The 17018-nt window shown below is 68.7% G+C and carries 15 protein-coding genes and 1 pseudogene; 1 reads left to right on the forward strand and 15 read right to left on the reverse strand.

Annotation, left to right across the window (positions count from 1 at the left end):
• Positions 1 to 16: 16 nt before the first annotated feature.
• On the reverse strand, positions 17 to 358 hold the full coding sequence (locus KIS93_RS50195) for a hypothetical protein (protein ID WP_155128440.1): 342 nt from the start codon (positions 356 to 358) through the stop codon (positions 17 to 19).
• Between the two features lie 188 nt (positions 359 to 546).
• Between KIS93_RS50195 and KIS93_RS69310 the strand changes: the two genes are divergently transcribed.
• Positions 547 to 1917 (forward strand): M23 family metallopeptidase, encoded by a 1371-nt coding sequence (locus tag KIS93_RS69310; RefSeq protein WP_222107927.1) that lies wholly within the window; start codon positions 547 to 549, stop codon positions 1915 to 1917.
• A gap of 844 nt (positions 1918 to 2761) precedes the next feature.
• Here KIS93_RS69310 and KIS93_RS67995 read toward each other — a convergent pair.
• The 14 genes and pseudogenes from KIS93_RS67995 to ffh all read right to left on the reverse strand — a co-directional run bounded on the left by KIS93_RS67995 (position 2762) and on the right by ffh (position 17006).
• Positions 2762 to 3690: pseudogene (locus KIS93_RS67995) on the reverse strand (tyrosine recombinase XerC).
• Positions 3691 to 5025: 1335 nt separating this feature from the next.
• Complete coding sequence (dprA, locus tag KIS93_RS50210) at positions 5026 to 6267, reverse strand: DNA-processing protein DprA (protein ID WP_186404882.1); 1242 nt, start codon at positions 6265 to 6267, stop codon at positions 5026 to 5028.
• 643 nt (positions 6268 to 6910) lie between these two features.
• Positions 6911 to 8443: a YifB family Mg chelatase-like AAA ATPase gene (locus KIS93_RS50215; protein ID WP_080042333.1), complete on the reverse strand. Its 1533-nt coding sequence runs from the start codon at positions 8441 to 8443 to the stop codon at positions 6911 to 6913.
• Positions 8444 to 8803: a YraN family protein gene (locus KIS93_RS50220; protein WP_080042334.1), complete on the reverse strand. Its 360-nt coding sequence runs from the start codon at positions 8801 to 8803 to the stop codon at positions 8444 to 8446.
• 1117 nt (positions 8804 to 9920) lie between these two features.
• A complete protein-coding gene (locus KIS93_RS50225; RefSeq protein WP_026215037.1) occupies positions 9921 to 10244 on the reverse strand; it encodes a DUF2469 domain-containing protein in 324 nt (107 codons plus the stop codon).
• Positions 10245 to 10283: 39 nt separating this feature from the next.
• Positions 10284 to 10952, reverse strand: coding sequence for a ribonuclease HII (locus KIS93_RS50230; protein ID WP_080042335.1), 669 nt, complete (start codon positions 10950 to 10952; stop codon positions 10284 to 10286).
• Between the two features lie 52 nt (positions 10953 to 11004).
• Positions 11005 to 11598 (reverse strand): signal peptidase I, encoded by a 594-nt coding sequence (lepB, locus tag KIS93_RS50235; RefSeq protein ID WP_080042336.1) that lies wholly within the window; start codon positions 11596 to 11598, stop codon positions 11005 to 11007.
• The gene (lepB, locus tag KIS93_RS50240) at positions 11598 to 12458 is read right to left on the reverse strand and encodes a signal peptidase I (protein ID WP_080042337.1); all 861 of its coding nucleotides are present in this window, start codon (positions 12456 to 12458) and stop codon (positions 11598 to 11600) included. Before lepB (KIS93_RS50240) ends, lepB (KIS93_RS50235) begins: the two co-directional genes overlap by 1 nt.
• A gap of 142 nt (positions 12459 to 12600) precedes the next feature.
• Positions 12601 to 12963, reverse strand: a complete 363-nt coding sequence (gene rplS / locus KIS93_RS50245) for a 50S ribosomal protein L19 (RefSeq protein ID WP_080042338.1) — start codon at positions 12961 to 12963, stop codon at positions 12601 to 12603.
• A gap of 153 nt (positions 12964 to 13116) precedes the next feature.
• A complete protein-coding gene (trmD, locus tag KIS93_RS50250) occupies positions 13117 to 13962 on the reverse strand; it encodes a tRNA (guanosine(37)-N1)-methyltransferase TrmD (protein WP_080042339.1) in 846 nt (281 codons plus the stop codon).
• Positions 13962 to 14462, reverse strand: coding sequence for a ribosome maturation factor RimM (gene rimM / locus KIS93_RS50255; protein WP_080042340.1), 501 nt, complete (start codon positions 14460 to 14462; stop codon positions 13962 to 13964). Before rimM ends, trmD begins: the two co-directional genes overlap by 1 nt.
• A gap of 69 nt (positions 14463 to 14531) precedes the next feature.
• The gene (locus KIS93_RS50260) at positions 14532 to 14777 is read right to left on the reverse strand and encodes an RNA-binding protein (RefSeq protein WP_043634919.1); all 246 of its coding nucleotides are present in this window, start codon (positions 14775 to 14777) and stop codon (positions 14532 to 14534) included.
• Position 14778: 1 nt separating this feature from the next.
• Entirely contained in the window at positions 14779 to 15219 is a 441-nt protein-coding gene (gene rpsP, locus KIS93_RS50265) for a 30S ribosomal protein S16 (protein ID WP_080042341.1), read from the reverse strand.
• Between the two features lie 233 nt (positions 15220 to 15452).
• Positions 15453 to 17006, reverse strand: coding sequence for a signal recognition particle protein (ffh, locus tag KIS93_RS50270; protein WP_080042342.1), 1554 nt, complete (start codon positions 17004 to 17006; stop codon positions 15453 to 15455).
• Positions 17007 to 17018 lie beyond the last annotated feature (12 nt).

The following is a 17018-nucleotide window of genomic DNA, read 5'->3' on the forward strand; positions in this document are numbered from 1 at the left end:
CAAACTCCGACCATGATTACGCCGCCCGCCAGCGCTCGCCCAGCACGCCAACCAACACCTCCATCCCGCAAGCTTCGCCCAACAACCCCGGCACCGCCGCTGGCAACAACCAGCCCCCCGAAAACCGAGCCACCCACGACAACCCACCCACCGAAAGCCCCGCCACCACCATGGGCGCCAACCCACTCGCCCAAAGCCTTGCCGCCATCACAGGCGACAGCTCACCCAACGAAAACCCCGCCACCATCCCGGGCGACAGGCCACCCAGCGATGACCCCGCCACCATCACGAGCGACAACCCGCCCGGCGATAGCCCCGCCATCATCACGGGCGACAACCCGCCCAGCGCCAACCCCACCGCCAATATCCTCATCGACATCCCGCCCACCGGAACCCGAAGCTCCCACCCCACAGCCCCCGTCAAGAGCCCGAAGAAGAGCCACCTCCATCACCTCGAAGCTGCTCATCCTCACAACCCTGATCCTGTCCGCCACCCCGGTTCCCCCAGCCAGGGCCTCTCCCCCAGCCAGGGCCTCTCCCCCAGCCATGGCCTCTCCCTCTGCCTGGCGCTGGCCCCTCGACGGCACCCCCAGGATCCTGCGCCGCTTCACCCCACCACCGGAGCGATGGCTGGCCGGCCATCGCGGCATCGACCTCGCCGCCCCAGCGAACACCCCAGTCATGGCAGCAGGCCCAGGCACGATCCGCTTCGCCGGCCCAGTAGGCGGTAAGGGCGTCGTAACGATCGACCACGAAGGCGGCCTACGCACGACCTACCTCCCGGTCGCCCCCTCAGTACACCGAGGCCAACCCGTCACATCAGGCACCAAACTAGGCGTCCTAGAACCCTCGAACCACCACTGCGAGGAGTCCTGCCTCCACTGGGGCCTCCGCCGCACCACCACCTACCTCAATCCCTTGCAACTCCTTGGCCACGCCCCCACCCGCCTCCTCCCGTTCTGGCCCCCACCGCCCAACACCCTGACCTCAACGCCAGCCCGCACCCCTCCCGCCAGTACCACCCCACCAGCCCCGTACCCTCCGGCCACGACAAACGCCCCCGCCCCCACCACTCAAGAAGCCACCGCAGCCGCAGCCGCAGCCGCACCCCCAGCCAGAGCCACAGCCGCAGCCACAGCCGCAGCCGCAGCCGCAACGACACCCGCAACCGCCCTCGCCCTCGTCGGGCTGACCACGTGCACGCCGGCGAAAAACACTGTCCAATCGGCCATTCACACGCCCGCCACCCCGCCCTCATCGACAGCACTCACCATCACGCCCGCGCTAGCAAAGAAGCCCACGACCACTGCCCACACTGCCTGCGCCACCACTTCATGCTCCATCTCCACCCCCAACCTGAGCCCTCGCCTGAACACCGCCTCCACCTCCAACCACAGCCCTCAGAAAAGCTTCGCCTCCGCCCTCAACCACAGCCCCCAGCAGAGCTCCACCTCCGGCCTTAACCACGCCTCCCGTATGGACACCGCTTCCGCCCTTTACCTCAGCTCCCGACCGAACTCCACCTCTAGCCCCAACCTCAGCCCTCGCCTCGGCCCTAGCTGCAGCCTGATCTCCACCCCGATCTCGACTCCCAAGGGCGACCCTCAGCTCCCACCCGCCCTTCCATGCCCCACCACACCCCCCGCGCCTCTCCCTCTCTGGCAAGTCGCGCTTCAGACGCTGAGACGCAGCACTTCCTCCCAACTCGCCGTAGCCGTGATCGGCCTCTCCGCCCTGATGACAACGCTCCTCCTGATCACCGCTCTGAGCCGCAGCCACCGCAGACGACGCCACGCCCGCCCAACCCCACCCAGCCGTCCAAAAGGCCAACACCGCCGCCACCGACGCCGTCACAAAAGCAGAAGCCATAACCACAACCAGAACCCCCACCCCCCAACCACGCCCATGCCGCGCTAAGCCCCCCTCCCCACTCCACGCCCACGCCGCGCTGAGCCCCCGCTGCCACCAAGCCCCAGTGATCACCAACACCCGCCACAAGCCCCCTGCGGACCCTCACGCCCGCTTCACAGCCCACGCCGCCAACCACCCAGGCTTACGTTCGCAGGCCCAACGCCACCGAGAGAGGACGACGACCCACGCCCGCACGAGAAGCCCCGCTCCTCGGATCGCCACCCGCGCATCACAAGCCCAACATCCGGACACTCAACCCCGCACCACAAGTCCCCGACCCTGCAAACCCTTAGGGGCGTTACGGGCGCACAAGTTCCTCGACCTCGCGACCCCTCAAGGGCACAAGCCCGTGCCCTCGCGAACCCTCACGGGCACACAAGCCCCTACCACCGCGAACCCTCACGGGCACACAAGCCCCTACCACCGCTAACCCTCATGCGCACTACAAGCTCACCACCCGCGAACCGTCACGGGCCGCCAGAAGCCCCGCCTCTCGAACCCGCACGCCCACGTCATAGGCACAAACGCCGCTGGCCGCCCAAGCCAGCCCCACACCCCCTCCCCGAACCCTCCTGGGCACCGAAAGCCCCACCCTCGAACGGCCACGCCCGCACCACACGCCCACGCCACCGACCGCCCGAGCCAGCCTGCATCGCAAGGCTTGCCCGCCAACCACTCACGCCGGCCCATCAAGCAACCTCGCCCGCCACTCCGGTCCCAGGTCAACGCCCCCTCAGCCCGCCACTCCCGTCCCAGCTCAACCCCACCTCAGCCGCCACCCCGAACCCATTCCAACCACCCACCCACCACAGCCCGACAAAACAGGCTTAGAAACAAACTCATGGGCTGATCACGCCCTTGGATGCGCCTGTCGATACGCCGCCCGCAACCGCTCGATCGACACACGCGTGTAAATCTGCGTGGTGTTCAAAGACGCATGCCCGAGAAGCTCCTGAACACTACGAAGATCGGCCCCACCTTCGAGCAGATGCGTCGCCGCGCTGTGCCGTAGCCCATGCGGCCCCATGTCCGGTGCCCCTTCCACCTGGGCCAACCGCGCATGCACGACCCGCCGCACGGTCCCCGCATCGATGCGACCACCCCGTACCCGAGAAAGAGCGCCGGCCCCGACCCAGCCCGCATCCACAGCGGCCTCCCATGAATGCACCACCGATCCAACGCCCGAAGTGCAGGCACCCCGAACGGCACCGAACGTTCCTTACGCCCCTTCCCCAGCACCCTGATGATGTTCCGCTCCCGATCGACGTCATCGACATCGAGCGCGCACAGCTCACTCACCCGCACACCGGTGGCGTACAACAACTCAAGAAGCGCCTGATCCCGCAATTCCTTGGGATCCCCGGTCGCGGGCGCCTCCAGCACGGCCTCCGCCTGCCGCTGGTCAAGCACAGAAGGCAACGTCCGAGGCGACTTGGCGCTACCGAGCAACAATCCCGAGTCGGTCTGCAGCCACCCCCGACGATGGCAGTAAGCGGTGAAGGTACGAGCGCAGGCAGTCCGGCGCGCCAGAGTGGCCCGCGCCTTCCCCGCCGCATGCTGCCCCGCCAGCCACTCCCTCAGCACCCCGATATCCAGCCCTTCAACGTCACCACCGGTGTGATCAAGCAGCGAGTTCACATCGGTCAGGTAAGCCCGCACCGTATGCGGAGAAAGATCACGCTCAAGCCGCAAATACCGCTCGAACTCACGAACAACCTCTTCCCGATCCACACCGATCTCCCTTCCAGCTTCCGCCCCACAACCCCTGCCCAGCAGCATGCCCAAGCGTCACCCACCCAGGCCCACCTCATCGCCTCCCATGCTGCGCCCACAACGAGCACCCGCGCGGCGTCCCCCTCGGGCCCGGTCCTGCAGCATGCGTATGACGGCCGGCGCGCGGCGCGTACTCACCGGTCATGGGGCAGCCGGACACGGTCATCATCTCGGTCTTTGCTGCCGAAAATGCGGATTCGACAGCAAAGTCCAACACCGGTTGAGACACCTGCGATTCGCCCTCCGCTCAGATCCAACTGGCGTCCGACCGCTCGCGTCGGGGCGAGCCGGCCCGCCGGTTGTCGCGGCCGGCACCGCCTGTCCTACCGGCATGCGTAAGGTGGCCGGCGGACCGACAGGCTACGGCGGTAAGCGCAGGTTAAGAGTGGTGACAAGCCGTTGCGATGCAGATCGCATGGATAAACCGCCTATTTGTGGCGGTACACACCGAGGCGGGTGACCGGCCGGTTGTGGTAGTACGCGGCGAGCGGGTCGGCTACCCGATCGTGGCCGTGGGCTGGTGGGTCGGCTACCCGATCGTGGCGGTGGGCTGGTGGGTCGACTGCCCGATCGTGACGTGTGGCCGGGTAGATCCCCTGCCCAGTCATGGCGGCACGGCAGCTTGGATCGGTCGCCTGGTCATGGCGGCATGGCCGGGGTGGGTCGGTCGCCCGTGGCAGTATGCGCCCAGGCGGGCTGACGCGAGGCATCGGGGTATGAGCGTTGAGGCGCTGCCAGGAGAGGCCGACCGTTCAAATCTCGCGGGCGGGGCAGCCTGAAATGGTGACGGCCATCGCTTGATCCTTGGAGGGCTTGTGCAGAACCGAGGAGAGCAGAACGATGGCCGCGGATGACAGTTTGGCCTGGGGCGCGGCTCTACGGGAGCAGAACACGCACCGGTGACCCCTACTTTCTCGCTGGCCGATTCCAGAGGTCGACGATTCGCGTTGAAGCACCGGAGTGGACTCGATCGGCGCCCTGGTGACGGGTTTGTTGCCTTGGTCTTGTTTGGGTCCTGGCAGATGGGGTGCGCCCTGGGCGTCTGGGCGGGTCAGAGGTGGGGCGAGCTTCGCATGTGGTGGCGGCGTTCGCGGGCAAGGCGCGCTGTGCATGTGGGTGACGGCGTTCAGGCCTGAGGCGCCCCGCGCGGGTAAGTGGCGACGTTCAGGCGTGAGACGCGCTGCACGTGCGGGTGGCGACGTTCGCGGGTGAGACGCGCCATGCGTGTGAGTAGGGACGTTCAAGCGTGAGACGCCCGGCGCGGGTAAGTGGCGACGTTCAGACGTGAGACGCGCTGCACGTGCGGGTGGCGACGATCAGGGGGTGGGTTGGTTGGCTTGGTTACTTGTACGCCGCCGCCTTCGGCGGGTCGTCGTACTCGTCTGGGGGTGGGGGGAGGTCGGTGGGGTCGGGTTCGGGGGTGGGGGGTGGTTCCAGGGCGGTGGAGTCGGAGGCCTTGCGGTACGTGGTTGTCTGCTTGCGCAGGCGCCAGCCCTTCGAGGTGCGTTCGATGTAGCCGGCGGCTGCCAGGCCGCCCAGGGCGCTCAGCGTTGTGTCCAGGCCCAGGCCGGCCGCCACCGCGATCGAAGCCGGGCCGGCGCCGCCTCTCGTCGGGACGGCGTCGAGGACTCGCCTGGTCGGCTCGTTGAGCCGGTCTCTGGGGACTGCTGGGGCGCGGAGCTGCGGGGCGAGGTCGTCGCCCAGTGCGCCCACGAGGTCGATCATGTCCTCGGGGGAGGTGATGCAGACGGCCTTGCGTTCGCGGAGCAGTCGGTGGCAGCCGGCGGACATCGCGGAGGTGACGGGGCCCGGGACCGCTCCCAGGTGTCTGTTCAGGGACAGGGCGTGGGTGGCCGTGTTGAGGGCGCCGCTGCGGATCGCGGCTTCCACCACCACCGTGCCCCGGGACAGGGCGGCTATGAGGCGGTTGCGGATGAGGAAGCGGGCCCGCGTGGGATGGACGCCCGGAGGGCACTCGCTGATCAGTACGCCCTTCTCTCTGATCTCGGCGAACAGGGACTCGTGGGCGCTCGGGTAGCTGACGTCCACGCCGCAGGCCAGGACCACGACCGTCGGGGCGTCGGCGGCCAGCGCGCCCTTGTGGGCTGCCCCGTCCACACCGAACGCCCCGCCCGACACGACGATCCAGCCGGACTCGCTGAGACCGACGCCGAACTCGGCCGCGATGTGCGAGCCGTACGAGGTGGCGGCTCTGGCCCCGACCACTGCCACGGATTTGAGGCAGGAGAAGCGGAGGTCCGCGTTGCCGTGGACCCAGAGGCCGAGGGGGCGGCTGCGGCCCAGCTGGTCGAGTTGGGTGGGCCATTCCGGGCTGCCGGGGATGATCAGCCTGGCTCCTGAACGCTGGCCGGCCTCGATGTCGGCCGCGGGGTTGGCGGCTGCCAGGCGGGTGTACCAGGCGTTCAGGGCGGACGTGAGGTTCGGGGGGCGTTCCTGCTGGGCCTGTCTGGCCACGAACTCTGGCGGCAGGGTGCGGGCGCGGATGCACTCCACCGCGTGCGGGGCGCCGTACTGGGCCACGAGGCTGCCCATGAGGGTGTCTCCGACATCGGCGGCTCGCATGAGGGCGGCCCTTGCCTCGGTCTCCTTGTCTCTGTCTCTGGCCGCTTGTGATGCTGCGGGCTGGGTTCGGCTTCCTGCGGCTCTGGGCGCGGAGTCCTGGATCCTTGCCTGTTCATCGGGCGGGCTGGTTACCGGATGGGGACGGCTGGTCGCTGGAGCGGGCGAGCTCGTGCCCGGAGCGGGCGGACGGGTTTCTGGACCGGGCGGGTTAGTGCCCGGAGCGGGCTGATGGGTCCCAGGACGGGGCGAGCTCGTGCCTGGAGCGGGTGGATGGGCCCCTGGACCAGGCGGACAGGTTCCTGGAACAGGGGGATGGATTCGTGGGCCGGGCGGGCTGGCCCTCGGGTCGAGTGGGCTGGTCGCTGGTGCGGCTCCGGAGTCGGGGCCTGCTCTACTCACGGGCATGGGTGTAGGCGTGAGTGTCAGTGCGGGTGAGGACGTGCTCGTGCGTGATGACGAAGTGCCAGGTGCGAGGGGTTCGGAGGGGACGGGGTTGTTGGGTGCTTGATCGGCGTGGGCCATGGTGAGCATGGGGGGTCTGTCGGGTTCTGCGGTTGCGGGAGGAGTGGCAGGCAAGGGGGCCTCCTGATGGCGGGTTTCCGGGGGTTGGGGTGTGGTTATGTCTGCTCCTGGACGGGGGCGGTCACCTCACTCCGAGCCAGAAGCCGAGGGCGGTGTTCGTTTCGTCCTCACCTGGGGTGTCTTTGTCGGCCAGGTCGGCGAGGGTCCAGGCCACTCGTACGACGCGGTCGAGGCCGCGGGCCGTGAGGGTGCCCGCGTCCAGGCAGGCCGTCATGGGGTGCATGGCCTCGTCGGAGGGGCGGTAGTCGGCGTGCAGGACGGAGGACGGCACCTCCGCGTTGGAGCGCCATGGCGTGCCCGCCAGGCGTTTGGCGGCTCGTTCGCGGGCCACCAGGACGCGTTCGGCCACCGTCTTGCTGGTCTCCACGAACTGGCGGTCGGCCAGGAGCTCGCGGCGGGACGAGCGGGCCACGGTGACCTTCATGTCGATGCGGTCGAGCAGCGGGCCGGACAGGCGGCCCAGGTAGCGGCGCCTGATCGTGGGAGAGCATTTGCAGGTCTCCCCCTGATCCTCCGCCTGGGCGCAGGGGCACGGGTTGGCCGCCAGGATGAGCATGAACCTGGCCGGGAACGTGACCGACCCCGCAGACCGCGACACCGTCACCCGGCCGGACTCCAAGGGCTGTCTCAGCGCGTCGAGGACATGCCTTGGGAACTCCGGGGCCTCGTCCATGAACAGAACGCCTCTGTGGGCCAGGGAGACGGCTCCGGGCCGAACGATCGTGCTGCCGCCACCGATGATCGCGGCAGACGTCGCCGTGTGGTGCGGGCTGACGAACGGAGGCCGGCTCATCATCGGCGCGTTCGGCGGCAGGACGCCTGCCACCGAGTGGATGGCGGTGACCTCCAGGGCGTGGTCGAGCTCCAGATCAGGCAGGAGGGTGGGGAGGCGCTCGGCCAGCATGGTCTTGCCGGTGCCCGGAGGGCCGAGCATCCACAGGTTGTGGCCACCGGCGGCGCACACTTCGAGGGCTCGGCGGGCGACCGGCTGGCCGACGACGTCCGCCAGGTCGACATCGGGCGAGACGGTGCTCTTGGGCGGTTCGGCGTACTCCTCCAGCTCGACGCTGGGCGGCTCGTCGCCCTTGCGCAGCCACTCGACGAGCTGGCGCAGGTCCGCGACCGGGATCACCTTCACGTCGGGCACCAGGACCGCCTCGGCGGAGTTCCCGGACGGGACCACGACCGTGACGTCCCCGTGCTTGGCCGCGCCCAGGACGGAGGGGAGCACGCCGCGTACGGCCCTGATGCGGCCGTCGAGGCCGAGCTCCCCCAGGAAGAACGGCTCCGCGATGCGCTCGGCCGGGACCACTCCCGCCGCCCCCAGGATCGCCACCGCTATCGCCAGGTCGAACTGCGAGCCCCGTTTCGGCAGGCTGGCCGGGAAGAGGCTGACGATGATGCGGGCATCGGGCCAGGGATAGTTGCTGTTGACCATCGCTGAGCGGACGCGGTCGCGGGCCTCGCTGAGCGCCGTGTCAGGCAGGCCGATGAGGTGGATGCCGGCCAGGCCGTTGCCCACGTCGGCCTCGACCTCGACGGTGCGGCCCGCGACCCCTACCAGGGCCACGCTGCGCGTACGGGCCACCGCCATTCAGATCGCCCCCCGTACGTGATGGAGGGCGAGGTCTCCGGCGAAGCGCTCCAGCGCGATCACGTCCACGCGCACCGACTCGAACGTGCGGGATTGGCCCGAAAGCCATTTGGCGGCGAGCATGCGCAGCCTGGCCAGCTTGGCGGGGGTCACCGACTCCAGTGCTGTGCCATGGGACCTGCCCGACCTGGTCTTGACCTCTACCACGACGAGGGTGGGGCCTTCCTCGGCGAGGATGTCGATCTCGCCGTGGCGGCAGCGCCAGTTGCGTTCGAGCACCCTCATGCCCTCGGCCTCCAGGTAGGTCGCGGCCGCCTGTTCGCCGCGTTTGCCGAGCTCTTGCTTGCTTTCCTTGGCCATGCGCCACCTCCGTCGGGTTGGTCGGGTCTGGTCTGGGCCCGGGGGTTGGGCGGGGTGCCGGTCCTGGGTCCGTGCATGACCTTCGCGGATGCGGGGTGGTTGCTGAGGGGCCGAACGGGGTTCTGTGGATGAAGGAGAGTGGGGCGGTGAAGGACTGTGGGTGAGCGCGTGCGGGGTGATGAAGGCTGTGGATGAGGAAGTGCAGGCTGATGGAGGGCTGTGGATTATCCGTGACGGCTTCGCTGCGCGCCGTTGGCTCACTGGACGAGATCAGGCTTGTGCTCGGGGTTGGTGGTCGGGTGAGGAGGCTGGCCTTTCAGGCGCAACGGGACGTTGCGCACGCGCGACGGCAAGGGCTGGGGGCGGGCGAACTCCAAGCGTGGGAGCGGCGCAGGCGCGGAAGCGAAAAGCGGCAGGCCCTGGAGCGGGGGCTGGCACGTGAGCGCGAGACGGTTGGCGTGGGAAACGGGAGGGGTGGCGTGGGGAGCGCAGGCGCGAGCGGGAGACGGGCGTGGCAGGGCCCGGTGCACGTCCGTTCAGGCGCAGGAGCGGGTGACGCAGGGACACAGGCACGCGAACGAGGCAGCAGGTGCGGGTGCGCAGGGCCATAGGGCAAGCGCGGGAGGGGCGCAGGCACGAAGGGGCGCGGATGTGGCAGGGCGTAGGGCAGCGAGGGCCCTGGTGTGGGAGCGGGTGCAGGCGCGAAGGGGCTGGGCGTGGCAGGGCGTAGGGCACGCGAGGACCCAAAGCATGGGAGCGGGCGAAACGCCGGTGAGCGCTGGAGGGGTGCTGACGCCAGCCCAAGCGTGAGAGCCGGGCGTGGCCGGGAGAACGAGCAGCAGGCGAAGACGCGAAAGCGGGAGGCAGGTGCGTAACCAGGCGCAGGCGCAAGCGCCTAAGCAGGCGTAGATGCCGAAGCGAGCGCAGGGTGTCGAAGGCAGGCGCAGGCGGGGAGGCAGAGGCAGGTGCGGAGCTAGCCCAGGCACGAAAGCGGAGGGCAGGTGCGGAAGCGGAAGGCAGCACCAAGGAGCCGAAGGGGCGGGAAAAGCGTGGGCGGGGTCAGGCGGGCTCTTTCGCCCCCCGAGCCCGCCCACCCGGCACCCTAAAAAAGCACCCCTTACCCGGAGAAGCCTTCCTTGGGCATCTCGAGGTCTGCCTTGGCCAGTTCCTCCACGTTCACATCCTTGAACGTGACCACCCGCACGTTCTTGACGAACCGCGCCGGCCGATACATGTCCCACACCCAAGCGTCCTGCATCTTCACATCGAAGAAGACGTCGCCGTTCTCGGCGGTGCGGACGTCGAGATCGACCGAGTTGGTCAGATAGAACCGCCGCTCAGTCTCCACCACGTACGTGAACAAACCGACGACATCACGGTATTCGCGGTAAAGCTGCAGCTCCATCTCGGTTTCGTACTTTTCGAGATCCTCTGCGCTCATCGCGGTCCTCCTGTCGTACCGGTCCCCCGGTTCGCCTGCTCAGGCAACCCCGGCCCCCATTTCATTTTCACCCATCTCCCTCGCCACCGTGACGAAGGAGTAGCGGTGATCAGGACATGGCCCGTGCGTCGCGAGCGCGAGCCGGTGTCCTGGTGTGACATACCCCTTGTGTTCGGCGAAGCCGTACTGCGGGTAGCGCTCGTCGAGCGTGACCATCAACCGGTCCCTGGTCACTTTGGCCACGATCGACGCGGCCGCCACGCACGCGGCCACCTGGTCCCCCTTCCACACGGCCAGCGACGGCGCCGGGAGCCCCGGGACGGGGAAGCCGTCCGTCAGGATGTACTCCGGGTCACAGGGCAACTGCGCGACCGCCCGCCGCATTCCCGAGACGTTGGACTTGTGCAGACCTTTGGCGTCGATCTCCCCCGGCGGGATGATCACCAGCCCCACGTGCGCGGCGCGGACGATCTGGTCGTAGAGGCGTTCGCGCACGATCGGGGTCAGCAGTTTGGAGTCGCCGAGGCCGTCGATCTGCTTGCGCAGGACGACGGCGGCGACCACGAGGGGCCCGGCGCACGCGCCGCGACCGGCCTCGTCGACGCCCGCGATGGGGGTGAGGCCGCGGCGGGCCAGCGCCCGCTCATAGGCGTAGAGTCCGGAATCGCGCCGGACGACGCTCGGTCGAGGGCGGAACGCAACTGTCATGACACTGGCAGCGTACGCCCCATTCGCCGCATACCGCGACCGGAAGCGGGCTCTACTTGACCTTGTCGAAAATGTCGGGACGGGAGAAGAGATAGCCCCGCGACAGCGGCCAGTAGCGCAGCACGGCCTTGCCGATCACGTCGTTCTCCGAGATGAAGCCGCCTCCGGGCTCCTCCATGTGGGCCCTGGAGTCGGCCGAGGCGCTGCGGTGGTCGCCCATCAGCCAGAGCTTCCCGGCGGGCACGGTGACGTTGAAGTCATCGCCAGAAGCGAAATCGTCGGGGTAGAGGTAGGACTTCTCGTCGAGCGGCGTGCCGTTGACGGTGATGCGCTTCTGCTTGTCGCAGCACACCACCTTGTCGCCGCCGATGCCGATGACCCGCTTGATCGTGTCCTCGCCGTTCCAGCCCTTGAAGACCACGATGTCGCCGCGCTCGGGCTTGCCCGCGAGCTTGTTGACGAAGACCCGGTCGTTGACGAGCAGGGTGTTCTCCATCGAGACGGACGGGATGTAGAACGACCCGACGACGAACGCCTGGAGCAGCAGCGCGATGCCGACGCCCAGCACGAGCAGCAGTACGGTTTCCCGGAAACCGCCCTTCTTCTTCTCTTTCGCCACGCCCTCCGCCTTCTTGGTGTCGGCCATCAGCGCCTCCTCCGCAGGCGCCGACGGACCAGCACCAAGGGTACGGCCAGGCCGAACCCGGCGGCCAGCGGCACCGGTGTGCCGCCCATCGCGTGCAGCGCCGGCTGCGCGAAGGTGTCGGGGATGTCGATCGTGTCGAAGCGGTTGAACGGCCAGACGATCACGAAGGCCCGCCCGATGACCTGGCCTTCGGGGATCGATCCGCCGCCGGGGTCGCCGGTGTGGGAGCGGGAGTCGAGCGAGACCGAGCGGTGGTCGCCCATGACCCACAGCCGCCCCTGCGGCACCGTGATGTCGAAGAACTCGTCGGACGGCTTGTCGCCGGGGTAGAGGTAGCTCTCCTCGTCGATGGGCGTGCCGTTGACGGTGATGCGTCCTTTGGAGTCGCAGCACTTGACGTGGTCGCCGCCGACGCCGATGACCCGCTTGATGTAGTCCTTCTCGCCGGGGATGATGCCGAACGCGGTGCCGACCCACCGGAAGAAGCCTTCGACCACGTTGGACGGCTCGGCCATCTGGAACTCGCCGTCCCAGGAGTCGACGCCCGAGAAGACCACGACGTCTCCGCGCTCGATGTCGCGGGTGTGGTAGACGAGTTTGTTGACCAGGACCCTGTCGTTGGTGAGCAGGGTGTTCTCCATCGATTCCGACGGAATGTAGAAGGCCTGGACCACAAACGTCTTGATGATCAGGGCCAGCGCCAGGGCTACGACGATGAGAACGGGCAGCTCTTTCCAGAACGACCCCTTCTTCTCCTTTTTTTCGCCCTTGGCCGGCTTCTGAGTCTCTTCGGCGACCACGTCCACCTCGTCCTCGACAGGGCGGCGCGCCGCGCCGTGCTCCTGGCTTTCGCTAGTCATCGCTGACGAGCCTAGATGATGTGTCGGCTCGACAGGCCTCGACCGACGTTACACCGTGCACGAGTCGCTCCACATAAAGGAAACGCCCCTGTAAAGCCGAATGGCCCGCGCGAAGGCGCGGGCCATCGGAAGGATCGCCTGGTTACTTGGCGGCCGTCGTCTCGCGCTTCTCGCGGATGCGGGCGGCCTTGCCGCGCAGGTCGCGCATGTAGTAGAGCTTGGCGCGACGGACGTCGCCGCGGGTCACGAGCACGATCTTCTCGATGACGGGGCTGTGCACCGGGAAGGTGCGCTCGACGCCGACGCCGTAGCTGACCTTGCGGACCGTGAAGGTCTCGCGGGCACCGCTGCCCTGGCGGCGCAGCACGAAGCCCTTGAAGACCTGGATGCGGGAGCGGTTTCCTTCGACGACGCGGACGTGAACCTCGAGGGTGTCACCGGGGCGGAACGCCGGCACGTCGCCGCGCAGGGTCGCCTTCTCGAGCTCCTGGATCTTCGTGTGCATGAGAGTCATTCCTCAAAGTTCGTGGGCGGGCGGAGGTCCGCTCGGCCACGCCCGCGCGGGCGCGGCGACATCAGCGGACGCGCATGCCATCTCTTGGCCCCGGGCGTCGCTTCCCGGGCACGCGGCACCGACCGCATGATGGACGGTGGCGATTCAGTTTGCCATATCTTCCGACTGGAGGCGAAACGCAGGCTCTTCGCTCAGCTTCCCGTCCTGCTCCGGAAGCTCCCCCAGCGACTTCTCGTCCTGCTTCGAGAGCTCTTCGAGCAGCTTCCTGTCGTGCTTGTCGAGCGTCGCGGGGTCGAGCGCGGCGGCCAGCTCGGGCCGGTTGCGTACGGTGCGCCGGATCGCCTCGTCCCGCCGCCACCGGGCGACATTCCCGTGATGTCCGGACAGCAGCACGGCGGGCACCTCGTGCCCCCGCCACACGGGCGGCTTGGTGTAGACGGGCCCCTCGACCAGGTTCCGCATCGAGCCGGGCGCGAACGAGTCGTCGACCGCCGACTGCGCGTTGCCCAGCACGCCGGGCAGCAGCCGCCCGATGGCCTCCACCATGACCAGCACGGCCACCTCGCCGCCGGCCAGCACGTAGTCGCCGATGCTGACCTCGTCCACCCGCATCCGCGTGGCGTACTCCTGCATGACCCGGGAGTCGATGCCTTCGTAGCGGCCGCACGCGAACAGCAGCCACGGCTCCCCGGCCAGCTCCTGCGCGAGCTCCTGGTCGAACGGCCGCCCGCTGGGCGTCGGCACGATCATGCGGGGGGTGCCCCCTTCGGTGACCGCGTCGATGGCCTCGCCCCACACCTCGGGCTTCATGACCATGCCGGGCCCCCCGCCGTAGGGGGTGTCGTCGACGGTCTTGTGCACGTCGTGGGCCCAGTCGCGCAGCTGGTGCAGCCGTACGTCGAGGGTGCCGCGCTCGCGGGCCTTGCCGATGAGTGAGACGTCGAGCGGCGTGAAGTACTCGGGGAAGATCGAGATGATGTCGAGCCGCATCACAGCAGCCCCTCAGGAGGGTCGACGACCAGCCGTCCGGCCTCCACGTCCACCTCGGGCACCAGCGCCCGCACGAACGGGATGAGGGCGTCCTCCTGGCCCTTCCTGCGCACCACGAGCAGGTCCTGGCCGTGGTGCAGCACGTCTTCGACCTCGCCGACGGCCTCGCCCGAGACGGTCTCCACGGCCAGCCCGATGAGCTGGTGGTCGTGGAACTCGTCGGGGTCGTCGGACGGCGTCACCTCGGAGGAGTCGATGACGAGCATGGTGCCGCGCAGCTCCTCGGCGGCGTCGCGGTCGGTGACGCCCTCGAACGTCAGCAGCAACACGCCCTTGTGCCAGCGGCGGCCGGTGACGACGAGCGGCCCCCGGTCTGCGGGGTCGGTGGCGACGGGCGTGCCGACGGCGAAGCGCAGCTCGGGATCGTCGGTGCGCACCTCCACGGTCACGTCACCGCGTACCCCGTGCGGACGGCCTATCCGGCCGACGACCAGCTGCACGTGAAAAACCTCTTTCTACGCAGAGCGCCCCCATCGGAACGAAGCCGATGAGGGCGCGCAAACCTGACGCTAACGGACTGCTTCGTGCAGGTCGAGCAGATCGACCCGTACGTACTTCCCGTCGGCCAGGGCGTTCACGACCGTGCGCAGCGCCTTGGCGGTGCGCCCGCCGCGTCCGATGACCTTGCCCAGGTCCTCGGGGTGCACCCGGACCTCCAGGACGCGCCCGCTGCGAATGCGGCGTGCGCGGACCCGGACATCGTCGGGATGTTCGACGATGCCCTTCACGAGGTGCTCGAGAGCCTCCTCGAGCACGTCAGGCCTCGCCCTCGGACGGGGTCTCGGCGGGGGCCTCGGCCTCGTCCTTCTTCTTGCTCTTGCGCGGCGTGGTGGCGGCCGTGCCGGTGTCGCCACCGGACAGCGCCTCCTTGGCCGCGGCCTCGTAGAGGGCGTGCCGGTCGGCCTTGGGCTCGGCGACCTTCATCGGCTCAGGAGCGGGCTCGCCCTTGAACTTCTGCCAGTCACCGGTGAGCTTGAGCAGCTTGAGCACCGGCTCGGTCGGCTGCGCGCCGACACCCAGCCAGTAAGCCGCACGCTCGGCGTTGACCTCGATGCGCGAAGGGTTCTCCTTCGGGTGGTACAGGCCGATCTCCTCGATCGCCCGGCCGTCACGCTTGGTGCGGCTGTCGGCGACGACGATACGGTACTGAGCGTTGCGGATCATGCCGAGCCGCTTGAGCTTGATCTTGACTGCCACGGGTGTGGTCTCTCCTGCATTCGAGCGTGGGTGAGCGGCATCGCCACCGAGTGGGGCACGACGGGATGACGCTCCAGGGACAAACGTGGCCGGCGGGAGATGAGAGGGCACCCACCTGGTCACGGTGTTCCAACATGCCATTGTGCCAGATCGACGGCACTGCCTACGACCTGTCACCACAGCACACCGCAAAGGTCCGGCAAGGGGTGGCCCGGGACCACCCCGCCGGTGATCTACTTCTGCCCGGGCAGCCGCAGCTTGGACGGATCGAAGCCGGGCGGCAGCTCGATCCCCGGCGGCAGCTTCCCGCCGAGGTTGCCCAGCACGCCGCCCTGCGCGGGCGCGGCGGGCGCGGCGCCGTCGGACGAGCCCGACTTGCCGAGCGCGGCCTTGCGCGGGTCGCCGCTGACGCGCCGCCCCTTCTTGTTCTTCTTCTGCGCCTTGGCGGCCTTGCCCTTGCCGCCGGGCATGCCCGGGATGCCCATGCCGCCGGCCATCCGCTTCATCATCTTCTGGGCGTCGAAGAAGCGGGTGACGAGGTTGCTCACCGCGCTCACCGACACGCCGGAGCCGGCCGCGATGCGGGCCCGCCGCGAGCCGTTGATGATCTTGGGGTCCTGCCGCTCGGCGGGGGTCATCGAGCGGATGATGGCCGCGATCCGGTCGAGGTCGCGGTCGTCGATCGAGTTGATCTGCTCGCGCATCTGCCCCATGCCGGGCATCATGCCGAGCAGGTTTTTGATCGGGCCCATCTTCTGGACCATCATCATCTGCTCGAGGAAGTCGTCGAGCGTGAAGTTCTCGCCCGACGTGAGCTTGCCGGCCATCTTGGCGGCCTGCTCCTCGTCGAACGTCTTCTGGGCCTGCTCGATCAGGGTGAGGATGTCACCCATGTCGAGGATGCGCGAGGCCATCCGGTCGGGGTGGAAGGCGTCGAAGTCTTCCAGCTTCTCGCCGGTGGAGGCGAACATGATGGGCCGGCCGGTGATGTGCCGCACCGACAGGGCCGCGCCGCCGCGGGCGTCGCCGTCGAGCTTGGTCAGCACCACGCCGTCGAAGCCGACGCCCTCCATGAACGCCTGCGCCGTGGTGACGGCGTCCTGGCCGATCATGGCGTCGACCACGAACAGGGTCTCGTCGGGCGAGACCGCGTCGCGGATGTCGGCGGCCTGCCGCATCATCTCCTGGTCGATGCCCAGGCGGCCGGCGGTGTCGATGATGACGATGTCGTGGTTGAGGCGCCTGGCCTCGTCGATCGACCTGCGGGCGACCTCGACCGGGTCGCCCACGCCGCTGCCCGGCTCGGGCGCGAAGACGGCGACCTGGGCGCGCTCGCCCACGACCTGGAGCTGCTGGACGGCGTTGGGGCGCTGCAGGTCCGCGGCGACGAGCATGGGCGCGTGGCCCTGCTCCCGCAGCCACCTGGCCAGCTTGCCCGCCAGGGTCGTCTTGCCCGCGCCCTGGAGGCCGGCCAGCATGATGACGGTCGGCGGCGTCTTGGCGAAGCGGAGCCTGCGGGTCTCGCCGCCGAGGATCCCGATCAGCTCGTCATTGACGATCTTGACGACCTGCTGCGCCGGGTTCAGCGCCTGGGAGACCTCGGAACCGCGGGCGCGCTCCTTGACCTGAGCGACGAACGCCTTGACCACCGGCAGCGCGACATCGGCCTCGAGCAGGGCGATGCGGATCTCACGGGTGGTGGCGTCGATGTCGGCATCGGACAGCCGCCCCTTGGATCGGAGGGAGGAGAAGACCGATGTCAGCCGGTCGGAAAGCGTCTCGAACACGTGGTTGGCCAG

Source organism: [Actinomadura] parvosata subsp. kistnae (assembly GCF_900323885.1).
Taxonomy (GTDB): domain Bacteria; phylum Actinomycetota; class Actinomycetes; order Streptosporangiales; family Streptosporangiaceae; genus Nonomuraea; species Nonomuraea composti.

Excerpts from the sequence above, each read along its gene's own strand:
- KIS93_RS69310 (WP_222107927.1), top strand. The coding sequence starts at position 547 with ATGGCCTCTCCCTCTGCCTGGCGCTGGCCCCTCGACGGCACCCCCAGG.
- dprA (WP_186404882.1), bottom strand. The coding sequence starts at position 6,267 with ATGCGAGCCGCCGATGTCGGAGACACCCTCATGGGCAGCCTCGTGGCC.
- KIS93_RS50215 (WP_080042333.1), bottom strand. The coding sequence starts at position 8,443 with ATGGCGGTGGCCCGTACGCGCAGCGTGGCCCTGGTAGGGGTCGCGGGC.
- KIS93_RS50220 (WP_080042334.1), bottom strand. The coding sequence starts at position 8,803 with ATGGCCAAGGAAAGCAAGCAAGAGCTCGGCAAACGCGGCGAACAGGCG.
- KIS93_RS50225 (WP_026215037.1), bottom strand. The coding sequence starts at position 10,244 with ATGAGCGCAGAGGATCTCGAAAAGTACGAAACCGAGATGGAGCTGCAG.
- KIS93_RS50230 (WP_080042335.1), bottom strand. The coding sequence starts at position 10,952 with ATGACAGTTGCGTTCCGCCCTCGACCGAGCGTCGTCCGGCGCGATTCC.
- lepB (WP_080042336.1), bottom strand. The coding sequence starts at position 11,598 with ATGGCCGACACCAAGAAGGCGGAGGGCGTGGCGAAAGAGAAGAAGAAG.
- lepB (WP_080042337.1), bottom strand. The coding sequence starts at position 12,458 with ATGACTAGCGAAAGCCAGGAGCACGGCGCGGCGCGCCGCCCTGTCGAG.
- rplS (WP_080042338.1), bottom strand. The coding sequence starts at position 12,963 with ATGCACACGAAGATCCAGGAGCTCGAGAAGGCGACCCTGCGCGGCGAC.
- trmD (WP_080042339.1), bottom strand. The coding sequence starts at position 13,962 with ATGCGGCTCGACATCATCTCGATCTTCCCCGAGTACTTCACGCCGCTC.